An 18,774-nucleotide genomic window follows, 5' to 3' on the forward strand; every position below is an offset into this window, starting at 1 on the left:
ATGAGCACACGACTGAGACCGCCTGCCCTGCGCCAGCGCGATGGCCACCACGCCCGCGTGACCTACGAAGAGCTGTTCTTTGATCTGGTCTACGTCTTTGCGGTTACCCAGCTCAGCCACCATCTGCTGCATCACCTGGACCTGATCGGGGTGATGCAGACGCTGGTGCTGTGGTTCGCGGTCTGGCTGGGCTGGCAGTACGCCTGCTGGGTCAGCAACTGGTTCGATCCCGAGGCGCCACGCATCCGCAGCCTGCTGTTCGTCACCATGTTGCTGGCGCTGTTGATGTCCTCGTCCATTCCCGAGGCCTTCGCTGAACGCGCCTGGGTCTTCGCGGGGGCGTACGCCACCATGCAGGTCGGGCGCACGGCGTTCGTGCTGCTGGAGGTCGGTCGCAGCCATCCGTTGGCGCCCAATTTCCGACGCATGCTGGCGTGGGTGAGCGTGTCGGCCTGCTTCTGGCTGGCGGGCGCCGCCGCCGAGGGCAATCTGCGTCTGGCGTTGTGGGCGGTGGCGGTGGCCTGCGAATACATCTCGCCGATGTTCGGTTTCGCGTTTCCGGGCCTGGGCCGGTCGCACACCCGCGAGTGGACCATCGAAGGCGGGCACTTGGCCGAGCGTTGCCAGCTGTTCGTCATCGTCGCACTCGGCGAGACGCTGCTGGCTACCGGTGGCGTGCTCAGCGAGGTCGAGCAGTGGAGTGCTGCGGTGGTGTCTGCGGTGCTCGCCACCTTCGCCGGCACCATCGCCATGTGGTGGCTGTATTTCGGCATCTCCAGCCGCGACGCCACCGCGGCGATCACCCATTCCGAGGACCCCGGGCGGATGGGCGCCAATTTCCACTACGTGCATGCGCTGCTGATCGCCGGCATCATCGCCACCGCGGTGGGCAACGACCTGGTGATGGATCACCCGGAAGCGGCGGTGACCCCGGTCTACGCCACGGTGCTGGTAGCGGGGCCGTTGATCTATCTGCTGGGCAGCGCCTTGTACAAGCGCATTGTGTACGGGCGCGCCCCGTATTCGCATCTGATCGGTGCCGTGGCGCTGGTCGTGTTGGGCGTGGTCTTGCCGCACACCCATCTGCTGGCCGCTGGCTGGTTGACCAGTGCGGTGCTGCTGGCCGTGGGGTTGATGGATACGCGGTTGAAGCGTCGCCTGAAGCGGGCGTGATCCGCACGCGTCGCTGCCGTGCTTGCGCGGGCGGGCAATGGGAGTAGCGTGGGCAGTGGGTGCTCTGGGAACCGGGAGTGGCGCAGCATGCAGAACGTTCCGCAGTGGCTGGTCTGGGCCGGCCTGTCAGCCTGTTTCGCCGCGCTGACCGCGCTGTTCGCCAAGGTGGGCGTCAAGGGCGTCGACTCGGATCTGGCCATGGCCATCCGCACCCTGGTGGTGGCGGCGGTGATCCTGCCGCTGGTGGTGGTCACCGGCAAGTGGTCCAATCCGTTGCTGCTGCCCGGGCGCACGCAGCTGTTCCTGGTGCTGTCGGCGCTGGCCACGGGTGCGTCGTGGCTGTTCTACTTCCGCGCGCTGCAGAGTGGTGAGCTGGCCAAGGTGGCAGTGGTCGACAAATTCAGCGTGGGGCTGGTGATCGTGCTCGCCTATCTGTTGCTGGGTGAACGTCCGACCCTGCGGGAATGGAGCGGCATCGGCCTGGTGCTGGCCGGGGTGATCGTACTGGCGACGAAGAAGTAGCAGCGTTCAAACCCATCGACGAGGGAGAGCAGGATGCAGGGCGAAGCGCGCGGTACCTTTGAAGTGAACCTGCTGCCGATCAGTGGCAACGACGGCCCGATCGGGGTGATGTCGATCGACAAGGTCTTCCATGGTGACCTGCAGGGCAGCAGTGTCGGCCAGATGCTGGCCTTCCGCAGCCCGGTGCAGGGCTCGGCCGGCTACGTGGCGATGGAGCGGGTGACGGCCACGCTGGCCGGGCGCCACGGTGGGTTCACCCTGCAGCACAACGGCTTGATGACCCGTGGCACGCCGCAGCTGAGCGTGGTGGTGGTACCCGATTCCGGCAGCGACGGGCTGCTCGGCCTGGCCGGCACGCTGGAGATCACCATCAGCGAGGGCCGCCATGACTACCGGTTGCTCTACAGCCTTCCGGAAGAACCCTAGCGGAGTTCCGCTGCCATCGTCGCGAGCCGGGCGACGGTGTTGAGGTTGCGCGCCGTGCCCTGTGCCGCGCCGGGAATGCGCAGGCGCGAGTCGGCCATGCCGGCGCCGTAGTGGATGAAGATCTCGCGCGTGCCGAGTGCGAGCTGTTCGTCGCGCCGGCCGGTCACGCCGTCCAGCGGGTCGGCGGGCAGGCTGCCGTCGAGGAACAGGGCGACCACACGGTTGCCGGCCGCCTGCGCAAACGGATTGCGTGCCACCACGCCGGCAATCTCGTTGGCCGAGCGCACCAGCACGCCCACCGGCTTGCCGGCATAGGCCTGGAGCCGCTGGCCGAGGGCCTGGCGCACGCCTGTTTCGTCGAGCGAGCTGCGCAACACCACGTTGCCGCTGGCGATGTACGTGCGGACATCGGCGAAGCCTGCGTCCTCACACATCGCCACCAGTTCGCGCATCGGCAGCTTGCCGGTGCCGCCGACGTTGACCGCGCGCAGCAAGGCGACGTGGACGTTCATGGCGTCCCCGCCTGCAGGCGGTCATACATGCGTACCAGGTCAACCAGGGTGCGCGCGCCCATCTTGCGCATCACCTGCGCGCGGCGCACCTTCACCGTGATCTCGCTCACCCCGAGGTCGCCGGCGATCTGCTTGTTGAGCCGGCCGCGTACCACGCCATCGACCACCTCGCGCTCGCCGGCGTTGAGGGTGTCCCAGCGCAGTTGCAGCGCGCCGAGTGCCTCGCCGTCGCGGCGGCGCTGGCGGTCGATCTCGATGCCCTTGTGGATGGCATCGAGCAGCTCCTGGTCACGGAAGGGCTTGGTCAGGAACTCGATGGCACCGTCCTTGATCGCGTTGACGCCCATCGCGATGTCGCCGTGGCCGGTGATGAATACCACCGGCAGCTGCAGGCCGAGGCTGCCCATCGTGCGATGGAACTCCAGCCCACTCTGGCCGGGCATGCGCACGTCCAGCACCAGGCACGCTGGCGCGTCTTCCAGGTCGTGTTCGAGGAAGGCCTGGGTGGAGGCGAAGGCCCGCACCTGCAGGCCCATCGAGGCCAGCAGGTCTTCCAGTGCGGCGCGCACCGACGGGTCGTCGTCGATCACGTAGACGATGGGTGCTGGATCGATGGCAGGGGCAGCGGGCTTACGCATGTTGAACGTCCGAGGCGATGGGCAGGTCGAACACGAAGCAGGCACCGCCGCCTGCCGGTCGTTCGGCGCGGATCTGGCCGTCATTGGCTTCGATCATCGAACGGCTCAGGCTGAGGCCCAGGCCGAGCCCATGTGATTTGGTGGTCCAGAATGCATCGAATACTCGCTCGGGATGATCGGCGGGCAGGCCGACACCACGGTCGCGCACGCTGAGACTGACCCGCTGACCGTCACGCCGGGTCAGCAGCGACAGTCGCCGGTCCGCAGCAGGGACTGGCTCCATCGCGTCCACCGCATTGAGGATCAGGTTGCCGATCACCTGCTGCACCTGCACGCGGTCGGCGTGTACCGGCGGCAGGTCGGCGTCCAGCAGCAGCGCCACCGCCACGCCGTGCTGGTCCAGCTCGCTGCGCGACAGCGCCAGCATTTCCTCCACCGCCTGATTCAGGTCGAAGGCGCGTCGTTCCGGTGCCGCGCCCTGGGTCAGGCCGCGGATGCGGGCGATCACGTCACCGGCGCGGTGCGCGTCGGCCAGGATGCGGGCCACGGTCTGCCGGGCCTTGTCCACGTTCGGAGGGTCCTGTGCCAGCCAGCGCTGGCAGGCTTCGGCGCTGCTGGCGATGGCGGCCAGTGGCTGGTTGACTTCATGGGCGATGGAGGTGGTGAGCTCGCCTACGGTGGAGGCGCGTGCCACCCTGAGCAGGCGGCCCTGCGCTTCCTGCACGGCGGCCTTGGCCGCTTCCATGTTCAGGGCGAGATAGGTGGTGATGCCGATCACCAGCATGCCGATCACCGAGTTGACCAGGCCGATGCGGTAGGTGCCGAAGCGGGTCAGGAAGAAGCTGAGGGCGGTCAGCGCGATGCAGGCGATGGCCAGGGTGATCAGCCCGCGCGCGCTCAGCACGCGCGACGCCGCGAGGATGACCGCTGCGTAGAAGCAGGCCGCAGCGACGGCGTAATCGGTGACGGTGTCGATCAGGAAGATCGCCGCCATCACGACGATCAGGGCCAGCAGCACCAGCGGGCGGCGGGGCGACAGCGATGGCATCGGGGAAGCTCCCGGGCGTGGGCGGAAAGGATAGCAAAGCCGGCATTGGTGGATGCCGACCTGTGCCGGCGTGCTCTCGTGCGGTGGGTGCCGACCGTTGGTCGGCACAAACCAGAGCGATGCCTGGTAGTGCCGGCCGCTGGCCGGCAACTGTACGGTGCTTCGGAGATCACGAGGTTGCCGGCCAGCGGCCGGACTACCGCAGGGATGGACACGGTCTCTGAAGGTTCTGTGCCGACCAACGGTCGGCACCCACCAAAGCGATGCACGGTGCGTCCGGGGATCATGGGGTTGCCGGCCAGCGGCCGGCACTACTCCTCCAGGCTGGCGTTCCAGAACCCCTGCAGCACGCCGGGCGTGGTCGCCAGCGTCGCCAGTACCGCATCCAGCTCACCGGCATCCACCGTGGTGGCATACAGCACCGCTTCGATCTCCACGTCGCGCTCGCCGAACGGGCGCTGGTCCACCGCGCGCACCGGGTAGTGCGCCTGCTCAAGCAGCAGCAACAGCTGGTCCAGCACCTCGGCCTGCTGCTCGCGCTGGCAGACCACGTTGATCGCATAGATCGCCTCGCTGAACGCTTCCGGCAACGGCTGCCGTTGGATGCGGTTCACCACCGGCCGCAGCAGGGTATTGGCGGCCAGCACGAACACCGCTGCCAACACCGCCTCCGGCAGCAGCTTGATACCGGCACAGGCACCCACCGCCGCCGATCCCCACAGGGTGGCGGCGGTGTTCAGGCCGGACACCTGCGCGCCGTCCTTCATGATCGCGCCGGCACCGAGGAAGCCAACGCCGGAGATCACATACGCAACCACATGCAGCGGCGAGGGTGGTCCGCCATACAGATCATGGAAGCGCACGGCCAGATCGACGAACACCGCCGCACCCACCGCCACCAGCGTGTTGGTACGCAGACCGGCGGTGCGTTGGCGCAGCTGCCGCTCCAGGCCAATGACCGTGCCCAGCAAGAACGCCACCGACAGGCTGATCAGCGAGCTGAGCGTGGCGCCGGCGTTGAACGCCGGCAGGTTCGGATTGATGTCCATTGTGTTTCTCCCTGGACAAAGCGGCGGGCGCTTACTGCCAGCCGTAGCGGCGGATGTAGAACCGCTTCAGCGCAGTGGTCAGCACCGCGTAACCGACCAGGATCGCGACCAGGAACGGCCAGTAGCCGGTGGGCAGCGCCTGCAGCCTGAAGTAGCCGGCCAGCGGGCTCAGCGGCAGGAACACACCGATCGCCATGATCAGGCCGGTCATCAGCAGCAGCGGTGGTGCGGCGATGCTCTGCAGGAACGGCACCTTCGGGGTACGGATCATGTGCACGATCAGGGTCTGGGTCAGCAGCCCGACCACGAACCAGCCGGACTGGAACAGGCTCTGGTCGGCAGCGGTGCGCGCGTCGAACACGTACCACATCAGCGCGAAGCAGCTCAGGTCGAAGATCGAGCTGATCGGCCCGAAGAACACCATGAAGCGGCCGATGTCCGCCGGGTTCCACTTCAGTGGCTTGCGCACCAGCTCCTCGTCCACGTTGTCGAACGGGATGGCGATCTGCGAGATGTCGTACAGCAGATTCTGCACCAGCAGCTGCAGCGGCAGCATCGGCAGGAACGGCAGGAAGGCCGAGGCCACCAGCACCGAGAACACATTGCCGAAGTTGGAACTGGCGGTCATGCGGATGTATTTCAGCATGTTGTTGAACGTGCGCCGGCCCTGGATGACGCCTTCTTCCAGCACCATCAGGTTCTTTTCCAGCAGGATGATGTCGGCCGCCTCCTTGGCGATGTCCACCGCGCTGTCCACGCTGATGCCGATGTCGGCTGCGCGCAGCGCCGGTGCATCGTTGATGCCGTCGCCGAGGAAGCCGACCACCTTGCCCTGCGCGCGCAGCTCGCGTACCAGCCGCTCCTTGTGCAGCGGCGTCAGCCGGGCAAACACGCGATGGTGGTGCAGCGCCCGCGACAGCGCGCCGTCGTCCATGCGCTCGATCTGCGGGCCGGTCAGGATGGTGTCCGCGTCCAGCCCCACCTGTGCGCAGACACGGGCGGTCACCAGTTCGTTGTCGCCAGTGAAGACCTTGACCTCGACACCGTGTGCGGTCAGCGCCTGCAGCGCCTGCGCAGCGGACTCCTTCGGCGGGTCCAGGAAGGCCACGTAGCCGACCAGGGTCAGCCCGCACTCGTCCGCTTGCGAGTAGGCGCTCTGACTGGCCGCGGTCTCCTTCATCGCCACCGCCACCACGCGCAGGCCCTGCTCGTTCAGTTCCTCGGTGGTCTGCCGCACGCGGGCCAGGCGGTGCTCGTCCAGTGGCATGTCCTGGCCGTTCTCGCGAACGGTGCTGCACACCGCCAGCATCTCTTCCACCGCGCCCTTGCAGATCAGCTCATGGTGGTCCTCGCGCTCGGACACCACCACCGACATGCGGCGGCGCTCGAAATCGAACGGGATCTCATCCACCTTGTGGTAGTCCTGCGACAGCCGCAGCGAACTCTGCAGCTCCACGTGCTCCAGCACCGCGCGATCCAGGAGGTTGATCAGCCCGGTCTGGAAGTGGCTGTTGAGGTAAGCGAACTTCAGCACGTCTTCCGAATCGTGGCCGAACACATCGGTGTGACGCTCCAGTGCGATCCTGTCCTGGGTGAGGGTGCCGGTCTTGTCGGTGCACAGCACTTCCATGGCGCCGAAGTTCTGGATCGCATCCAGGCGCTTGACGATCACCTTGCGCCGCGACAGCAGCACCGCACCCTTGGCCAGGGTGGAGGTGACGATCATCGGCAGCATCTCCGGCGTCAGGCCCACCGCCACCGACAGCGCGAACAGAAACGCCTCGGTCCAGTCACCCTTGGTCCAGCCGTTGATCAGCAGCACGAACGGCACCATCACCAGCGCGAAGCGGATCAGCAGCCAGCTGACACTGTTGACGCCGGCCTGGAATGCGGTCGGCGCACGGTCGGTGGCGGCGCTGCGCTGGGCCAACGTGCCGAAGTAGGTGCGGTTGCCGGTGGCCAGCACCACGGCGGTGGCCGTTCCGGACACCACATTGGTGCCCATGAACAGCAGGTTGTGCTGTTCCAGCAGGCCGGCCAGGCCGTCGCCCGGGTGCGCGAACTTCTCTACCGGCAGCGATTCGCCGGTCATCGCGGCCTGGGCGACGAACAGGTCCTTGGCGGTCAGCACGCGGCAATCGGCCGGAATCATGTCGCCTGCCGACAGCACGATGTGGTCGCCGGGCACCAGCTCACGGATCGGCAGGTCCAGCAGGCGCGCCGGACGGCGGCTGTGCAGGTGCGCACCGAAGTACTGGTCAGCCACATCGGCGGCTTCGGTACCCGGATTGCGGCGCAGCACGCGTGCGGTATTACCGACCAGTGCCTTCAGTCGTTCGGCGGCACGGTTCGAACGCCCCTCCTGCACGAAGCGGATCAGCGTGGACAGCAGCACCATCGCACCGATCACCACGGTGGCCTTGATGTCCTCGGTCAGCCAGGACACCGCCGCCAGCACGGTCAGCAGCAGATTGAACGGATTGCGGTAGCACTGCCACAGGTGCCGCCACCACGGCAGCGGCTTTTCGTGATCCACCTCGTTGGGGCCAAGCGTGGCCAGCCGTTCCTCGGCCTCATGCGGGCTGAGGCCGTCGGCGTGCGATTCCAGCGTGGCCAGCAGCTCGGCTTCCTCCTGCTGGGCGAGGGTGACCAGGCCGGTGGTAAGCGCGAACGGCGCAGCTTCGGCGCTGCCCGGGCCGAATCCAGCTTCGGGCATCGCACGGCGGCGGAACAGGTTGCCTGCGCGACGGCTGCGCAGGAAGGCATTGAACCAGGCGTTGAGCAGGCTCATGGGACTCTCCTCGAATGTCAGAGCCGGCCGCGGCCGGAACACGAACGGAACGGTTGGAACAGGTCAGGCGTGGCGCATCGCCAGCACCGCCGGCGACCACGGCTGCATGTGCAGGCGCTGGCTGCCGCCGATGCACAGCGGCTTCATGGCATCGCGCAGGGGGTAGGGCAGATGACGCAGCACGGTGATGCGCTCGCTGATCGGCAGCAGCGACAGCGCATCGGCCACCACGCGCGGCGAACCGAGCGACAGCGAACGGGCGAACATCACGGGGCCGTGTTGCAACAGTTGGCTGCGCAGGCCGGCAACATCGCGCTCGCCGATCAGGCGGCGCAGGGTGATGTAGAGGATCTTGTAGGACATGGGGGCGATCTCCAGGCAAGCGGCGCCTGGCGGTCCCCCGTCACTCAGGCAGGCAGGGACCGGCGGGCAGGCGCCAGGAACAGGCGGATTGCGGGCATCGGGGGCGCGGTGCGCCCGGCAGGGTCGGGGTCCATCTGCGTCTCCAGGAGGGGAGGGTGCCGGCCAGGATTGCCCTGGCCAATGGCGCTATTGTCCGCCCCTGAATGGGGCTGGCCTAGAGGCTCGTGGGTTAGCTGGGCTATACCTTGGTATTGCCGGGTGGTGTGACTGGCACCTGATACCCGGCCCCGTAGAGTCGACTGTGAATCGACTATCGCGCGCAGCGCGGGCCTCGAAGCAGTGTCGCCAACTGCAGTCGACTCACAGTCGACGCTACTACCTCGCACGGTGGGATGCCGGCCAGCGGCCGGCACTACCCACCTGTTCAGAAGCGGTCGGCAAAGGCATCTGTCGCGCGCACGAGCGCATCGACCGTGGCCGGCTCGTTGGCGCTGTGGCCGGAGGTCACCATCTCCAGGCGCGCTTCCGGCCACGCCTTGGCCAGGTCCCACGCGCTGCGCGGCGGACAGATGATGTCGTAGCGTCCCTGCACGATCACGCCGGGCAGGTGGCGGATGCGATCAATGTTGCGCAGCAGCTGGTCCGGTTCCAGGAAGATGCCGTTGCGGAAGTAGTGCGCTTCGATGCGGGCCTTGGCCAGCGTATCCAGCGGATCATCGGTGGATTGCGCATCCACGTCGTGCTGCAGGGTGGCGGCGTTGTCTTCCCAGCCCAGCCAGGCCTGCGCGGCTTCGACGCGGGTTGCCTCATCCGGGCCATCCATGCGCGTCCAGTAGGTCGCAATCATGTCGCCACGTTCGGCGTGCGGAATATAGGCCTGATAGCGGTCCCAGCGCTCCGGGAAGATCCAGCGCGCACCCCCATCGGCCTCGGCGAACCAGCGGTTCTCCATTTCGCGGCCGAGGAACACGCCACGCACGATCAGGCCGGTGGCGCGCTCGGGATGCGCCTGCGCGTAGGCCAGTGACAGGGTCGAACCCCAGGAGCCGCCATAGACCAGCCAGCGTTCGATGCCCAGATGCTCACGCACCTTCTCGATATCGGCCACCAGGTCCTGCGTAGTGTTGTCGCGCAGCTCGCCGAACGGCGTGGAACGGCCGCTGCCGCGCTGGTCGATCAACACGATGCGGTAGCGCGTCGGGTCGAAGAAGCGGCGATGGGTCGGCGAGATACCGGCGCCCGGGCCGCCGTGCAGGTACACCACCGGAATGCCCTCGGGCGTGCCGCACTCTTCTACATGTAGCGTGTGCAGATCGCTCACCTTCAGGGTGAACTCGCGGTAGGGTTCGATGGCGGGGTACAGGGTGCGCATGGCGGGCATCTCACAAGCAGGGTGGCCAGCATAGCGCCGCCACCTGCGGCTTGCAGCGGTGGCCTCCTGCGCGGCGCTGGAAATGCGCTGGCCGATGCGCATAAGCTTCCGCGATGCAAGCGACCACGACCGGGACGTCCACGTTCAACCTCACCCTCGGCAGCGGCGCGCGCGAGCTGCTGAAGTGGATCGCGCTGCTGGCCATGACCGGCGACCACGTGGCCAAGGTGGTCTTCGGGGGCTACGTGCCGGTGGTCAGCGAACTGGGGCGTATCGCCTTCCCGCTGTTCGCGCTGGTGATGGCCTGCAACCTGGCCCAGCCGGGCGCCGACCTGCGCAAATCGATCCGCCGGCTGGCGCTATGGGGGCTGATTGCGCAGCCATTGCACGCACTGGCGTTCGGTTCCTGGCTGCCGCTCAACATCCTGCTCACCTTCACCTTGGCAGTGGTGGCCGTGCATGCGTTTGCGAACAATCGGCCTGTGCTGCTGTTGCTGGCTGCCGGCGTGCTGCCGATGTTCGTGGACTACCAGTGGGCCGGTGTTGGCGCTGTGCTGCTGGCCTGGATCGCGTTCCGGCATCGGGCGTGGTGGCTGTTGCTGGTTGGGCTTGCAGCGGTGTGCGGGGTCAACCACAACGGCTGGGCACTGCTGGCTGTTCCGGTGGTCGTGCTGGCGACGCGGGTGCCGTGGCGACTGCCGCGCTGGCGCTGGGTGTTCTATGGGTACTACGTGGGGCATCTGGCGGTGCTGGCGGTGGTGGCGCGCGTGCTTTCGTGATCAGTGCGTGCGTGGTCGTGCCTTGTGTCGGTAGATCCACGCCAGGCGTGGATGCGTTTGGCGGATCACCATGGAACCCAGCCAGGCATGGCCTGGCTCTACAGTTTCCGGCAGATCCACGCCATGCGTGGATCCCGTTGACAGTTTGTCGCCCGGCTCAGAAGTCCATCGTCGCAGAGAGCAACACCGTCCTCGGTGCACCCAGCGCCAGGCTTGAAAGCAACGGCATGCCCCAGTACGCCTTGTTGGTCACGTTGTTCACGCTGGCGCGCAGCGCAAGCGGTCGACCCGCCACGGTGGTGCTGTAGCGCGCCCCGACATCGAACAACGTACGCCCCGGCACCGACAGACTATTGTCGGCACTGATGTACTGCTTCGACATCGCCGTGGCATTGCCGGTCAAGGTGAGGCCCTGCAAGGTCGGCACATCCCATTCCATGCCCAGCTTGGCCTGCCGCTGCGCCACGGCGGTGGCTATGCGTCCTTCATTCACGCCGCCGGCCGTGCGGGTCAGCTTCGGCTGCACATAGGCCACGCCACCGAGCAGGCGCACGCCGTCCATCGGTGCGCCGAAGAAGCCCCATTCCACCCCGCGGTTACGTTGTTCGCTACCAAGCGAGAAGATGTTCGTGATCGGATCGGTGTAGCTGCTCGGTCGCTTGATCTCGTACACGCTGAAGGTGTGCGCGAAGCTGCCCAGGTCCAGCTTCAGGCCCAGCTCCTTCTGCTTGGTGCGGAACGGTGCGAACACATCGCCGGCGTTGGCTGCGGTCATCGGCGCGGTAGCACCCTGGCTGAGGCCTTCGACGTAGTTGGTGTAGAGGGAGAGCGTGTCGGTGGCCTTCACCAGCAATGCAGCCGCAGGGGTGGTCGCGCTCTTGTCGTAGCGCGAGGTGCGCGCACTGGTAGCGACGCTGAAGGTCTCGCTGACCACCTGCTGGCGACGCACACCCAGCGTCAACTGCACGCGGTCATCGGAGAAGGACAGGGTGTTGGCGAAGCCGAGGCTGTCCAGCGTCAGCTCGGTATGCGAGATGTGCGGTGCCATGAACGGCGCGGCCGGTCCCCACACCGGGTTGTACAGATTGGTGGTCCAGTCCCAGCCGGGTACGCTGCGCCGGCCGTAGTCGTTCTGGGTGTGCTGGTAGTGGGTCACGTTGGCGGCCCACTGGTGGCCGACGCTGCCGGTGTGGAAGGAACCGCGCAGGCCGGCATCTCCGGACTGCTTCTTGATGTCGAAGGCGAGCTGGCCGATCACCGTGGTGAAGTCGCCAGCCGGATTGAGGATCTGCGCGCTGATCGAACCGTTGTAGCGGTAGTCGGTCTTGCTGGTGCCGTAGGCCAGATAGGCCATCAGGCTATCGTTGATATCCAGTTCGCCGCGCAGCATTGCGCCCTTGTCCTGGCTGTCCACGTAGGCCCAGTCCGGGTTGATCAGCGTATCGCCGCGTGGCGGACGTGGAATGGCGACGCCCGGCGCCAGGCCGACGCCACGTGCCGGGCCGTCCACGCGATCGTCGGCGCTGTACAGATCGGCCGACAGCCGCGCACGTTCGCCGCGCCAGTCCAGTGCCAGCGAACCGAGCTGTACCTTCTTGCGCTGCTTGCCGACGGCGCCGTCACCATCACGGTAGGCACCGTTGAAGCGGATGCCGAACTGCTTGTCGGCACCGAGGCGGCGACCCATATCCACATGGGTGCCGAACTGCGCGTCGGAGGCGAAGTTGGCACTGACCCGCAGCAATGGCAGCTCACCCGCACGCTTGGGCACCAGGTTGACGCTGCCACCGACCGAACCACCCGGCGGCATGCCGTTGAGCAGCGCGGACGGGCCCTTCAGCACTTCGATGCGCTCGAACATTTCCGGCGAGGTGCGATAGTAGGGCGCCATGCCGCTGAGGCCATTGAAGGTGGTGTCGCTGGTGTTGGAGGCGAAGCCGCGGATCGCGTAGTTCTCGCTCCAGGAGCCGGTGACGCCATTGCTGAACACCGTGGGGTCGGTAGCGGCGATGACGTCGGTCAGGTCCTTGGCCTGGCGGTCGCGGATGAACGCCTCGGTGTAGCTCACCGTGCTGAACGGCGTGTCCATGAAGTCCTTGTCGCCGAGCAGGCCGACGCGGCTGCCGGCGGCCACTTGCCCGCCCGCATAGTCCGCAGTGACCCGGCGCTGTTCCTGCACCTGCACCGAGGGCAGGGTGGACGGTGCAGTGTCGGCCAGGGCGGCAAACGAGGCCAGCAGCCCTAACGCCAAGGCGGACACCCGATAACGCAGGTGCATGCCCGGCGGATGCATCAGGCCTGAGAATGCGGCAGCACGATGCTGTGCAGAAGTGAAGTTGTAAACGGTCATGCCAGAGTCCTGTGAATCGCAGGCGCGAGCGCGCCTGGCGCGCTGCCGACGGCAAGCACGGGGAGAGGGCGCAGCGCAGGGTTGTTGGCTGGGTGGGGACCTGGCGGGAGGTGAGCCATGGGCTCGATCACGGGCAGCGTGCTGGACGCCTTCCGAATTAGTTGAGTAAGTTAAACTAAATCAATCGAAGCGGACAAGAGGGTCCCTTTACTGGCACCCTCAGCAGGGTATGGACGCGCACCGTAAGAGCAGGCACCGTATGAGCACGCACCCCGATCCAACGGCGCCGAGCCGTGGCCGCCCGCCCACCATCACCCCGGAGCGCCTGGCCGACATCGGCATCCGTCTGGGCCTGCCCAACCTGACCATGGCCAACGTGGCCGCCGAACTGGCGGTGACCCAGGCAGCGCTGTACAAGCGCGTAGCCAACTTGGAGGCGTTGAAGCGCCTGGTGGCGGAGGCGGTGTTCCAGCGCTGGCAGATTCCTCGCGCGTCGGTCGACGCACCGGGTGGGCTGGAGGCCTACCTGATGGGGTTCGTGGAGTCGCTGTGCGGGGTGGTGAAGGCGCATCCCGGGCTGCCGCCGTACCTGCTGCGGCGCACGGTGGCGACCGCGCCGATGCTGGAGAAGATCGCCTCGCACCAGGCGCACGTGGCCGAGGTGTTCGGCCTGCCGGTGGACAAGGCGCGCTGGTTGCTGGCCACGATCGCGTTCTACTGCATCGCCGGCGCCGACACGATCTACGCGATTGCGGACGATGAAGAAGGGCAGGTGATCACCGAGTTCAAGCAGGGCATGCGGGCGCTGGTGATCGGTTCGCTGGAGGTATCGGCGCTTCGGTAGATCCACGCCATGCGTGGATGCCGTTGCACGGTTCGCCACGGCCCCATCTACGCATGCGTGGATCTACAATGCGGCTATGCCTGCCACGCCCACTCTCGATGATCTTCGCCGCTACGCGGTGGCGCGCACCCTGTTCAAGCCGACCACGCTGCTGACCGCGATCCGGCGGCTGGGCTTCGTGCAGGCCGACCCGATCCGGGCACCCGCTCGCGCGCAGGACCTGACCCTGCGCCACCGGGTGAAGGACTACCGCGCGGGCGATCTTGAGCGCCGCTACACGCGTCTGCCGGTGGAAGAGGATTGCCTGGTGAACTACGGCTTCCTGCCGCGCGAGCATCTGGCGCTGATGCACCCACGGGTTTCCAAGCGCGAGTGGGATGCCGAGACCCATCGCCGTGCGGCCGATGTGCTGGCCTTTGTGCGCGAGCGTGGCAGCGTGCACCCACGCGAGGTCGACCAGGCGTTCGCGCATGGGCGGGTGACCAACTACTGGGGCGGCACCAGCAATGCCAGTACCCATCTGCTGGACGGCATGCACTACCGCGGCCTGCTGCGCGTGCAACGGCGCGACAGCGGTACGCGCATCTACGCGGTGGCCGATCATGCCGAGCCCGATTCCAGCGAACAGGCGCAGATCGAACGTGCTGCCGCCCTGATCGATCTGGTGGTGCGCAAGTACGCACCGCTGCCTTCGGCCGGCCTGACCTATCTGGTGCGCCTGCTGGGCCATGGCGCTCCGCACCTGGCCGAGCAGACCCGCAAGGCATTGGCACTGGCCAAGCAGCAGCTGGCCAGCTGCACGTTGGAGGGCACCACCTGGTACTGGCCGGCGGACGAAAATCCGCGCTCGCGCCGCCATGCGCCGGACGAACAGGTGCGCCTGCTGGCGCCGTTCGATCCGGTGGTGTGGGACCGCCGCCGTTTCGAGTTGCTGTGGGATTGGGTGTACAAGTTCGAGGCGTACACGCCTGCACCGAAGCGCCAGTATGGCTACTACGCACTGCCGGTGTTGTGGCACGACCAGGTGGTGGGCTGGGCCAACCTGAGCATGCGCGAAGGTGAGTTGGTGTCGAACGTGGGCTATGCCGGCAAGTCGCTGGCCCGCGACAAGGTATTTCGTGGCGCGCTGGACGACGAGCTGCAGCGCATGGCGGAGTTCCTGTAGCGCCGAGCGGCGCATGGGTAGCCATCGCGCCCGGTAGTCGCCAACCTTGGTTGGCGCTGGCTTCCATCGGTGCCCACCAAGGTGGGCATCTACCGGTCAAGCGGCGTCCTTGTGGTCCGCATCGTCCATGCCGGGGCTGACTCGCCGGCCGATGTCCTTCAGCCGCGCGAGCTGATCCACCATCGACGGTGCATCGTCCAGGCTGCCGGCGAAAGTCCACAGATAGGTCATCACCGCATAGACGTGACCGGGGGTAACGCCATCGGTGGTGGCAAGGCGGCCGATGGTCAGTGCGAACAGGGCCGCTGCCGTCGCGCCGACGGCCAGCACGGCGCCGGCTTCGCGATCGGAGAGCAGGATGCGCAGGCGTGACAGCGTGGTGTAGTGACGGCGCAAAACCGAGGGACTGACCCGGTCCACCAGTCGGATTTCCTGTTCCAGGCGGTTGTTGAGGCGCCCATGCAACTGCTCGTTGCGACGCGCGAACGACGGCAGCAGCAGGAGAGCACCGAACAGCGCGAGGAGAGCGGCTCCACCGACCAGCGGTTCAATTGCGAGCAGCATGACCGCAGCGCCAAACATGGATACCAGTGCGGTGGCGATGATCGGCACGTGCTTTTCGAAGAAGTCGACGAACTCGCGGGCCAGAACGACGCGGGCCGCCGAAGTGGAGGTGGCCTGGCCCAAACGGCGCTGCGCCTGCACCACGTTCACTGCCAGATCGGCATAGATGCGGGTAAACGTCCGGGTATCGACCGCACGGCGGGCGGCACCGACCAACCAGAACAGCAGCACTACGCCGGCGTAGGAGATGGCATGGCCGATGTTGCCGCGGATGATGGCATCCACCGCGAAGCCGGCGAACAGCGGATAGGCCAGCAGCAGCGCGTTTTCCAGTGCCACCAGCGAGAACGTGCCGGTGAGCTGCCAGGGGTAGGTGCGCAGGATGGCCTTCAGGGTGGCGGCCGCATTCTGCTGGCCGATGCTGCCGGCGGCGGCCGCTGGATCGTGGGGGTGTTTCATGGAATGCCTGGGTGGGTCGGGGGTAGAGTCGACTGTTGGTCGACTGCTCTTTGCGAACTGCTGGAAGAACCCGCGCTTGCGCGCGCAAGTCGCCTGACAGTCGACTCTACCCAGGCAGTTCCGGCATTTCGGGCTTTCCAGCGCAGCGATGGCCCTCAACGACGCGCGTGCACCGGCCAGCGGATCTCGAACGCGCTACCACCGCGTTCGGTCGCCCTGCATCGCGCCGTTCCGTGATGGGCCACGGCAATCGCGCGCACCACCGCCAGGCCAAGCCCGGAGCCACCGCTCTGCCGTGAGCGCGACACATCGGTGCGCTGGAAGGCTTCGAAAATGCTGTCGCGCAGGTCGTCCGGCACACCGGGGCCACCATCCTCAACGGTCACGGTGCAATGGCCTTCGGCCAGCGTGACGCGAACCCGGAGGGGGCAGGGGATGGCATGGCGTCGTGCATTCTCCAGCAGCGCCAGCACCGCCTGGCGGATGCGTGCCGGATCGCAGTCGGCAAGCGACGGCCGTGCATCCAATGTCACCGAGAATCCACTCTCGGTCAGCGCCTCGGACATCGCTTCGACCACCGCCGCCACCTGCACGCTGACATCGCTGCGCTGCAGGCGCAGATCCAGGTGACCGCTTTCGGCAAGGCTCACCACGCGCAGGTCTTCGATGATGCGGGTCAGGCCCTCCAGCTGGGTGAGCATGCTGTTGAACTGCTCCGGCCCGGGCTCGAACACGCCTTCGGCGATGCCCTGCAGGCGGCCGCGCAGGATGGTCATCGGCGTGCGCAGTTCGTGTGCGATCGCTGCATTCCAGAACACGCGGTTCTCGGACATCCGGCTGAGCCGCTCGGCCATGGAGTTGAAGTCGCTGACCAGTGTGGCGGCCTCGGCCATCGAGGTGTCGCCGCCGCGCGCACGCGCCTCAAGATCACCGCTGGCGACGCGACGCAGGCTTTCGGCCACCGAGTTCAGCGGGGTGATGATGCGCCGGGTCAGGCGCGAGGCGATCAACGTGGCCAGTGCCACCACCACGGTGGCGGTCAGGCCGATCCACAGCCACTCCAGCCCTGACGGCATGATGGTTTCCGGCTCGTCATACCAGCGTGGATAGAACACCTCCATGAGGTAATAGAACAGGTAGAAACCGCTGATCGACAGTACGGTCGAGCACAGCGATGCGACCGTGATGGATAGCGTGATCTGGCGCCCGATGCTCTTGCCTTTGCGGTTCATCGGTTCAGTCCAGGAAGCGGTAGCCGACACCGCGGATGGTGGCGGGAATGCCGATGATGCCGACGTCCTCGAGCTTGCGGCGCAGCTTGCTGACGTGGCTGTCCACGGTGCGCTCCTGCGCATCGCCTTCCGGCAGGCAGGTCTGGAGAAGATCCAGCCGGCTGTGCACCATGCGCGGTGCGCGCGCCATGTGCACCAGCAGACGGAACTCGGTGAGTGTGAAATTCAAAGCATGCACGTGGTCATCGGTGCGCACGGTGACCTCATGGCTGCGCAGGTCGATCTCGAATGGCCCCTGCCGGATCAGCCCGTTGGGTTCTTCTGCCATGGGCTTCGCGCTACGGCGCAGCACCGCCTGGATGCGGGCGACGATCTCGGCCGGATTGAACGGCTTGGCCACATAGTCGTCGGCGCCGACGCGCAGGCCAGTGAGCTTGTCCACGTCCTGGTCCAGTGCGGTGAGCATGATCACCGGGGTGTTGCCGCGCCGGCGCAGCTCACTCAGGACCTGCCAGCCATCCAACTTCGGCATCTGCACGTCGAGCAGGACCAGGTCGGGGCGCAGCTGGCGGTGGCTGGCGAGGGCGGCTTCGCCATCGGCGGCGCGGGCGCTGCGCAACCCGGAGCGGGCCAGGTAGGCGCCGAGAATGTCAGCAATTTCGCCTTCATCCTCGGCAATCAGCACCAGGGGCGCCTGGTGCGTGCGTGCATCGGTCTTCATTGAACGCTGCAGTTTCCAGTGCGAGATGGGGAGTGCCGGCGGCGGTGTCATCGTGGCCGTTCCAGGGTCTGTGCTTCTTCGTGGGCGGCCCAGGCGAGGGTGGCCAGCACCAGCGTGTGCTGCAGGGCGGGCGCCAGCGTTGCGGTCCCGCGCAGGTGCTGTGCGAGCAGGGCCGATACGGCCGCAGGCAGCTTGCTCCACCGTGATTGCATGCCCGTTGCGTCCACCCGGTCCTGCAAGCGGCGGGCCATGCGGACCAGGGCCCACAGGCGCAGGGCAAGCAACGTCGCCACCAGGACCGCTGCTATCCCTGCAGGCATGAGACTCAGGCCAGCGCTGGAGGCGGACCAGGCCGCGAAGCCGATCAGCACCAGCGACGCCAGGGTGCCCGTGCGCGCCGAATGGGCGGGGCCTTCGCTGCGGAAGCACACAAGCGCGGCGGCACCGGCGCCCGCGAGCAGGGGCGGCGCCGGGTTCGCGCTGGCAAGCATCCAGGCGCTGGTCGACGCCATTACCAGTGCAAGCAGCCACGGCGAAGGCGCGCACCAGGCGAGGTAGGCGCGGCGAACATCGATGGGAGGCAGGTCAGGAAACGGGAGGGACACGGCGGGAACGCAGTCGGCGAGGCCGACAAGGCTAGGGGCCGTTGATGGAGACTTGGTCGAGATTGTGTCGAGATTTCATGGACGCGATCCGTGCCGTTCAGGAGCGGACGCCGTGCCTGAACGGATGTGCGGCCTCCATGCAATCTCCACAGTGGCTCCAA

18 protein-coding genes are annotated in these 18,774 nt (G+C 66.9%); 6 read left to right on the forward strand and 12 right to left on the reverse strand.

The features are described 5' to 3' along the window. The 3 genes from AC5P6S_RS06270 (at position 1) to AC5P6S_RS06280 (ending at position 2,121) form a co-directional block, all read left to right on the forward strand. Positions 1-1,173 carry a low temperature requirement protein A gene (locus AC5P6S_RS06270; protein WP_005409815.1) on the forward strand — a complete coding sequence of 391 codons (1,173 nt, stop codon included), beginning with the start codon at positions 1-3 and terminating at the stop codon, positions 1,171-1,173. Between the two features lie 87 nt (positions 1,174-1,260). Continuing rightward, positions 1,261-1,695: an EamA family transporter gene (locus AC5P6S_RS06275; protein WP_012480385.1), complete on the forward strand. Its 435-nt coding sequence runs from the start codon at positions 1,261-1,263 to the stop codon at positions 1,693-1,695. Between the two features lie 33 nt (positions 1,696-1,728). Then, positions 1,729-2,121, forward strand: coding sequence for a DUF3224 domain-containing protein (locus AC5P6S_RS06280; RefSeq protein WP_005409813.1), 393 nt, complete (start codon positions 1,729-1,731; stop codon positions 2,119-2,121). On the opposite strand, the gene AC5P6S_RS06285 is transcribed toward AC5P6S_RS06280, so the two are convergent. The 7 genes from AC5P6S_RS06285 to pip form a co-directional block, all read right to left on the reverse strand. Beyond that, positions 2,118-2,633, reverse strand: a complete 516-nt coding sequence (locus AC5P6S_RS06285; RefSeq protein ID WP_012480383.1) for a DUF1697 domain-containing protein — start codon at positions 2,631-2,633, stop codon at positions 2,118-2,120. The genes AC5P6S_RS06280 and AC5P6S_RS06285 overlap by 4 nt on opposite strands. After that, positions 2,630-3,271 carry a response regulator transcription factor gene (locus AC5P6S_RS06290; RefSeq protein WP_495204525.1) on the reverse strand — a complete coding sequence of 214 codons (642 nt, stop codon included), beginning with the start codon at positions 3,269-3,271 and terminating at the stop codon, positions 2,630-2,632. The genes AC5P6S_RS06285 and AC5P6S_RS06290 overlap by 4 nt, the downstream gene beginning before the upstream one ends. Then, complete coding sequence (locus AC5P6S_RS06295) at positions 3,264-4,319, reverse strand: sensor histidine kinase (protein ID WP_100438718.1); 1,056 nt, start codon at positions 4,317-4,319, stop codon at positions 3,264-3,266. The genes AC5P6S_RS06290 and AC5P6S_RS06295 overlap by 8 nt, the downstream gene beginning before the upstream one ends. 311 nt (positions 4,320-4,630) lie before the next feature. After that, positions 4,631-5,368: an MgtC/SapB family protein gene (locus tag AC5P6S_RS06300; protein ID WP_012480380.1), complete on the reverse strand. Its 738-nt coding sequence runs from the start codon at positions 5,366-5,368 to the stop codon at positions 4,631-4,633. Positions 5,369-5,399: 31 nt separating this feature from the next. Continuing rightward, on the reverse strand, positions 5,400-8,159 hold the full coding sequence (mgtA, locus tag AC5P6S_RS06305) for a magnesium-translocating P-type ATPase (protein ID WP_495204526.1): 2,760 nt from the start codon (positions 8,157-8,159) through the stop codon (positions 5,400-5,402). A 63-nt stretch (positions 8,160-8,222) separates the two neighbouring features. Then, a complete protein-coding gene (locus AC5P6S_RS06310; RefSeq protein WP_005409807.1) occupies positions 8,223-8,522 on the reverse strand; it encodes a hypothetical protein in 300 nt (99 codons plus the stop codon). Positions 8,523-8,946: 424 nt separating this feature from the next. After that, a complete protein-coding gene (gene pip, locus AC5P6S_RS06315) occupies positions 8,947-9,894 on the reverse strand; it encodes a prolyl aminopeptidase (protein ID WP_495204527.1) in 948 nt (315 codons plus the stop codon). 113 nt (positions 9,895-10,007) lie between these two features. Here pip and AC5P6S_RS06320 point away from each other — a divergent pair, with 113 nt between their 5' ends. Then, a complete protein-coding gene (locus AC5P6S_RS06320; RefSeq protein ID WP_005409805.1) occupies positions 10,008-10,673 on the forward strand; it encodes a TraX family protein in 666 nt (221 codons plus the stop codon). A 157-nt stretch (positions 10,674-10,830) separates the two neighbouring features. Here AC5P6S_RS06320 and AC5P6S_RS06325 read toward each other — a convergent pair whose 3' ends face one another. Beyond that, positions 10,831-13,023 carry a TonB-dependent receptor gene (locus AC5P6S_RS06325; RefSeq protein WP_100443350.1) on the reverse strand — a complete coding sequence of 731 codons (2,193 nt, stop codon included), beginning with the start codon at positions 13,021-13,023 and terminating at the stop codon, positions 10,831-10,833. A 259-nt stretch (positions 13,024-13,282) separates the two neighbouring features. Between AC5P6S_RS06325 and AC5P6S_RS06330 the strand changes: the two genes are divergently transcribed. Then, positions 13,283-13,867 carry a TetR/AcrR family transcriptional regulator gene (locus AC5P6S_RS06330; protein ID WP_100443349.1) on the forward strand — a complete coding sequence of 195 codons (585 nt, stop codon included), beginning with the start codon at positions 13,283-13,285 and terminating at the stop codon, positions 13,865-13,867. Between the two features lie 76 nt (positions 13,868-13,943). Next, positions 13,944-15,032, forward strand: a complete 1,089-nt coding sequence (locus AC5P6S_RS06335; RefSeq protein ID WP_012480375.1) for a DNA glycosylase AlkZ-like family protein — start codon at positions 13,944-13,946, stop codon at positions 15,030-15,032. Positions 15,033-15,128: 96 nt separating this feature from the next. Here the strand turns inward: AC5P6S_RS06335 and AC5P6S_RS06340 are convergent, their stop codons facing one another. From AC5P6S_RS06340 to AC5P6S_RS06355, 4 genes are all read right to left on the reverse strand, one after another. Beyond that, positions 15,129-16,055, reverse strand: a complete 927-nt coding sequence (locus tag AC5P6S_RS06340; protein WP_012480374.1) for an ABC transporter six-transmembrane domain-containing protein — start codon at positions 16,053-16,055, stop codon at positions 15,129-15,131. A 155-nt stretch (positions 16,056-16,210) separates the two neighbouring features. Further along, positions 16,211-17,287 carry an ATP-binding protein gene (locus tag AC5P6S_RS06345; protein ID WP_005413562.1) on the reverse strand — a complete coding sequence of 359 codons (1,077 nt, stop codon included), beginning with the start codon at positions 17,285-17,287 and terminating at the stop codon, positions 16,211-16,213. Between the two features lie 4 nt (positions 17,288-17,291). After that, positions 17,292-18,008 (reverse strand): response regulator, encoded by a 717-nt coding sequence (locus AC5P6S_RS06350; RefSeq protein ID WP_032963270.1) that lies wholly within the window; start codon positions 18,006-18,008, stop codon positions 17,292-17,294. 47 nt (positions 18,009-18,055) lie between these two features. Further along, on the reverse strand, positions 18,056-18,520 hold the full coding sequence (locus AC5P6S_RS06355) for a hypothetical protein (RefSeq protein WP_049395962.1): 465 nt from the start codon (positions 18,518-18,520) through the stop codon (positions 18,056-18,058). Between the last annotated feature and the right edge of the window lie 254 nt (positions 18,521-18,774).

The sequence above is a fragment of the Stenotrophomonas sp. YJH_SMC_119 genome (assembly GCF_059368315.1).

Excerpts from the sequence above, each read along its gene's own strand:
- AC5P6S_RS06300 (WP_012480380.1), bottom strand. The coding sequence starts at position 5,368 with ATGGACATCAATCCGAACCTGCCGGCGTTCAACGCCGGCGCCACGCTC.
- mgtA (WP_495204526.1), bottom strand. The coding sequence starts at position 8,159 with ATGAGCCTGCTCAACGCCTGGTTCAATGCCTTCCTGCGCAGCCGTCGC.
- AC5P6S_RS06350 (WP_032963270.1), bottom strand. The coding sequence starts at position 18,008 with ATGAAGACCGATGCACGCACGCACCAGGCGCCCCTGGTGCTGATTGCC.
- AC5P6S_RS06320 (WP_005409805.1), top strand. The coding sequence starts at position 10,008 with ATGCAAGCGACCACGACCGGGACGTCCACGTTCAACCTCACCCTCGGC.
- AC5P6S_RS06335 (WP_012480375.1), top strand. The coding sequence starts at position 13,944 with ATGCCTGCCACGCCCACTCTCGATGATCTTCGCCGCTACGCGGTGGCG.
- AC5P6S_RS06345 (WP_005413562.1), bottom strand. The coding sequence starts at position 17,287 with ATGAACCGCAAAGGCAAGAGCATCGGGCGCCAGATCACGCTATCCATC.
- AC5P6S_RS06295 (WP_100438718.1), bottom strand. The coding sequence starts at position 4,319 with ATGCCATCGCTGTCGCCCCGCCGCCCGCTGGTGCTGCTGGCCCTGATC.
- AC5P6S_RS06340 (WP_012480374.1), bottom strand. The coding sequence starts at position 16,055 with ATGAAACACCCCCACGATCCAGCGGCCGCCGCCGGCAGCATCGGCCAG.
- AC5P6S_RS06290 (WP_495204525.1), bottom strand. The coding sequence starts at position 3,271 with ATGCGTAAGCCCGCTGCCCCTGCCATCGATCCAGCACCCATCGTCTAC.
- AC5P6S_RS06330 (WP_100443349.1), top strand. The coding sequence starts at position 13,283 with ATGAGCACGCACCCCGATCCAACGGCGCCGAGCCGTGGCCGCCCGCCC.
- AC5P6S_RS06275 (WP_012480385.1), top strand. The coding sequence starts at position 1,261 with ATGCAGAACGTTCCGCAGTGGCTGGTCTGGGCCGGCCTGTCAGCCTGT.
- AC5P6S_RS06280 (WP_005409813.1), top strand. The coding sequence starts at position 1,729 with ATGCAGGGCGAAGCGCGCGGTACCTTTGAAGTGAACCTGCTGCCGATC.
- pip (WP_495204527.1), bottom strand. The coding sequence starts at position 9,894 with ATGCGCACCCTGTACCCCGCCATCGAACCCTACCGCGAGTTCACCCTG.
- AC5P6S_RS06325 (WP_100443350.1), bottom strand. The coding sequence starts at position 13,023 with ATGACCGTTTACAACTTCACTTCTGCACAGCATCGTGCTGCCGCATTC.
- AC5P6S_RS06355 (WP_049395962.1), bottom strand. The coding sequence starts at position 18,520 with ATGGCGTCGACCAGCGCCTGGATGCTTGCCAGCGCGAACCCGGCGCCG.
- AC5P6S_RS06270 (WP_005409815.1), top strand. The coding sequence starts at position 1 with ATGAGCACACGACTGAGACCGCCTGCCCTGCGCCAGCGCGATGGCCAC.
- AC5P6S_RS06285 (WP_012480383.1), bottom strand. The coding sequence starts at position 2,633 with ATGAACGTCCACGTCGCCTTGCTGCGCGCGGTCAACGTCGGCGGCACC.
- AC5P6S_RS06310 (WP_005409807.1), bottom strand. The coding sequence starts at position 8,522 with ATGTCCTACAAGATCCTCTACATCACCCTGCGCCGCCTGATCGGCGAG.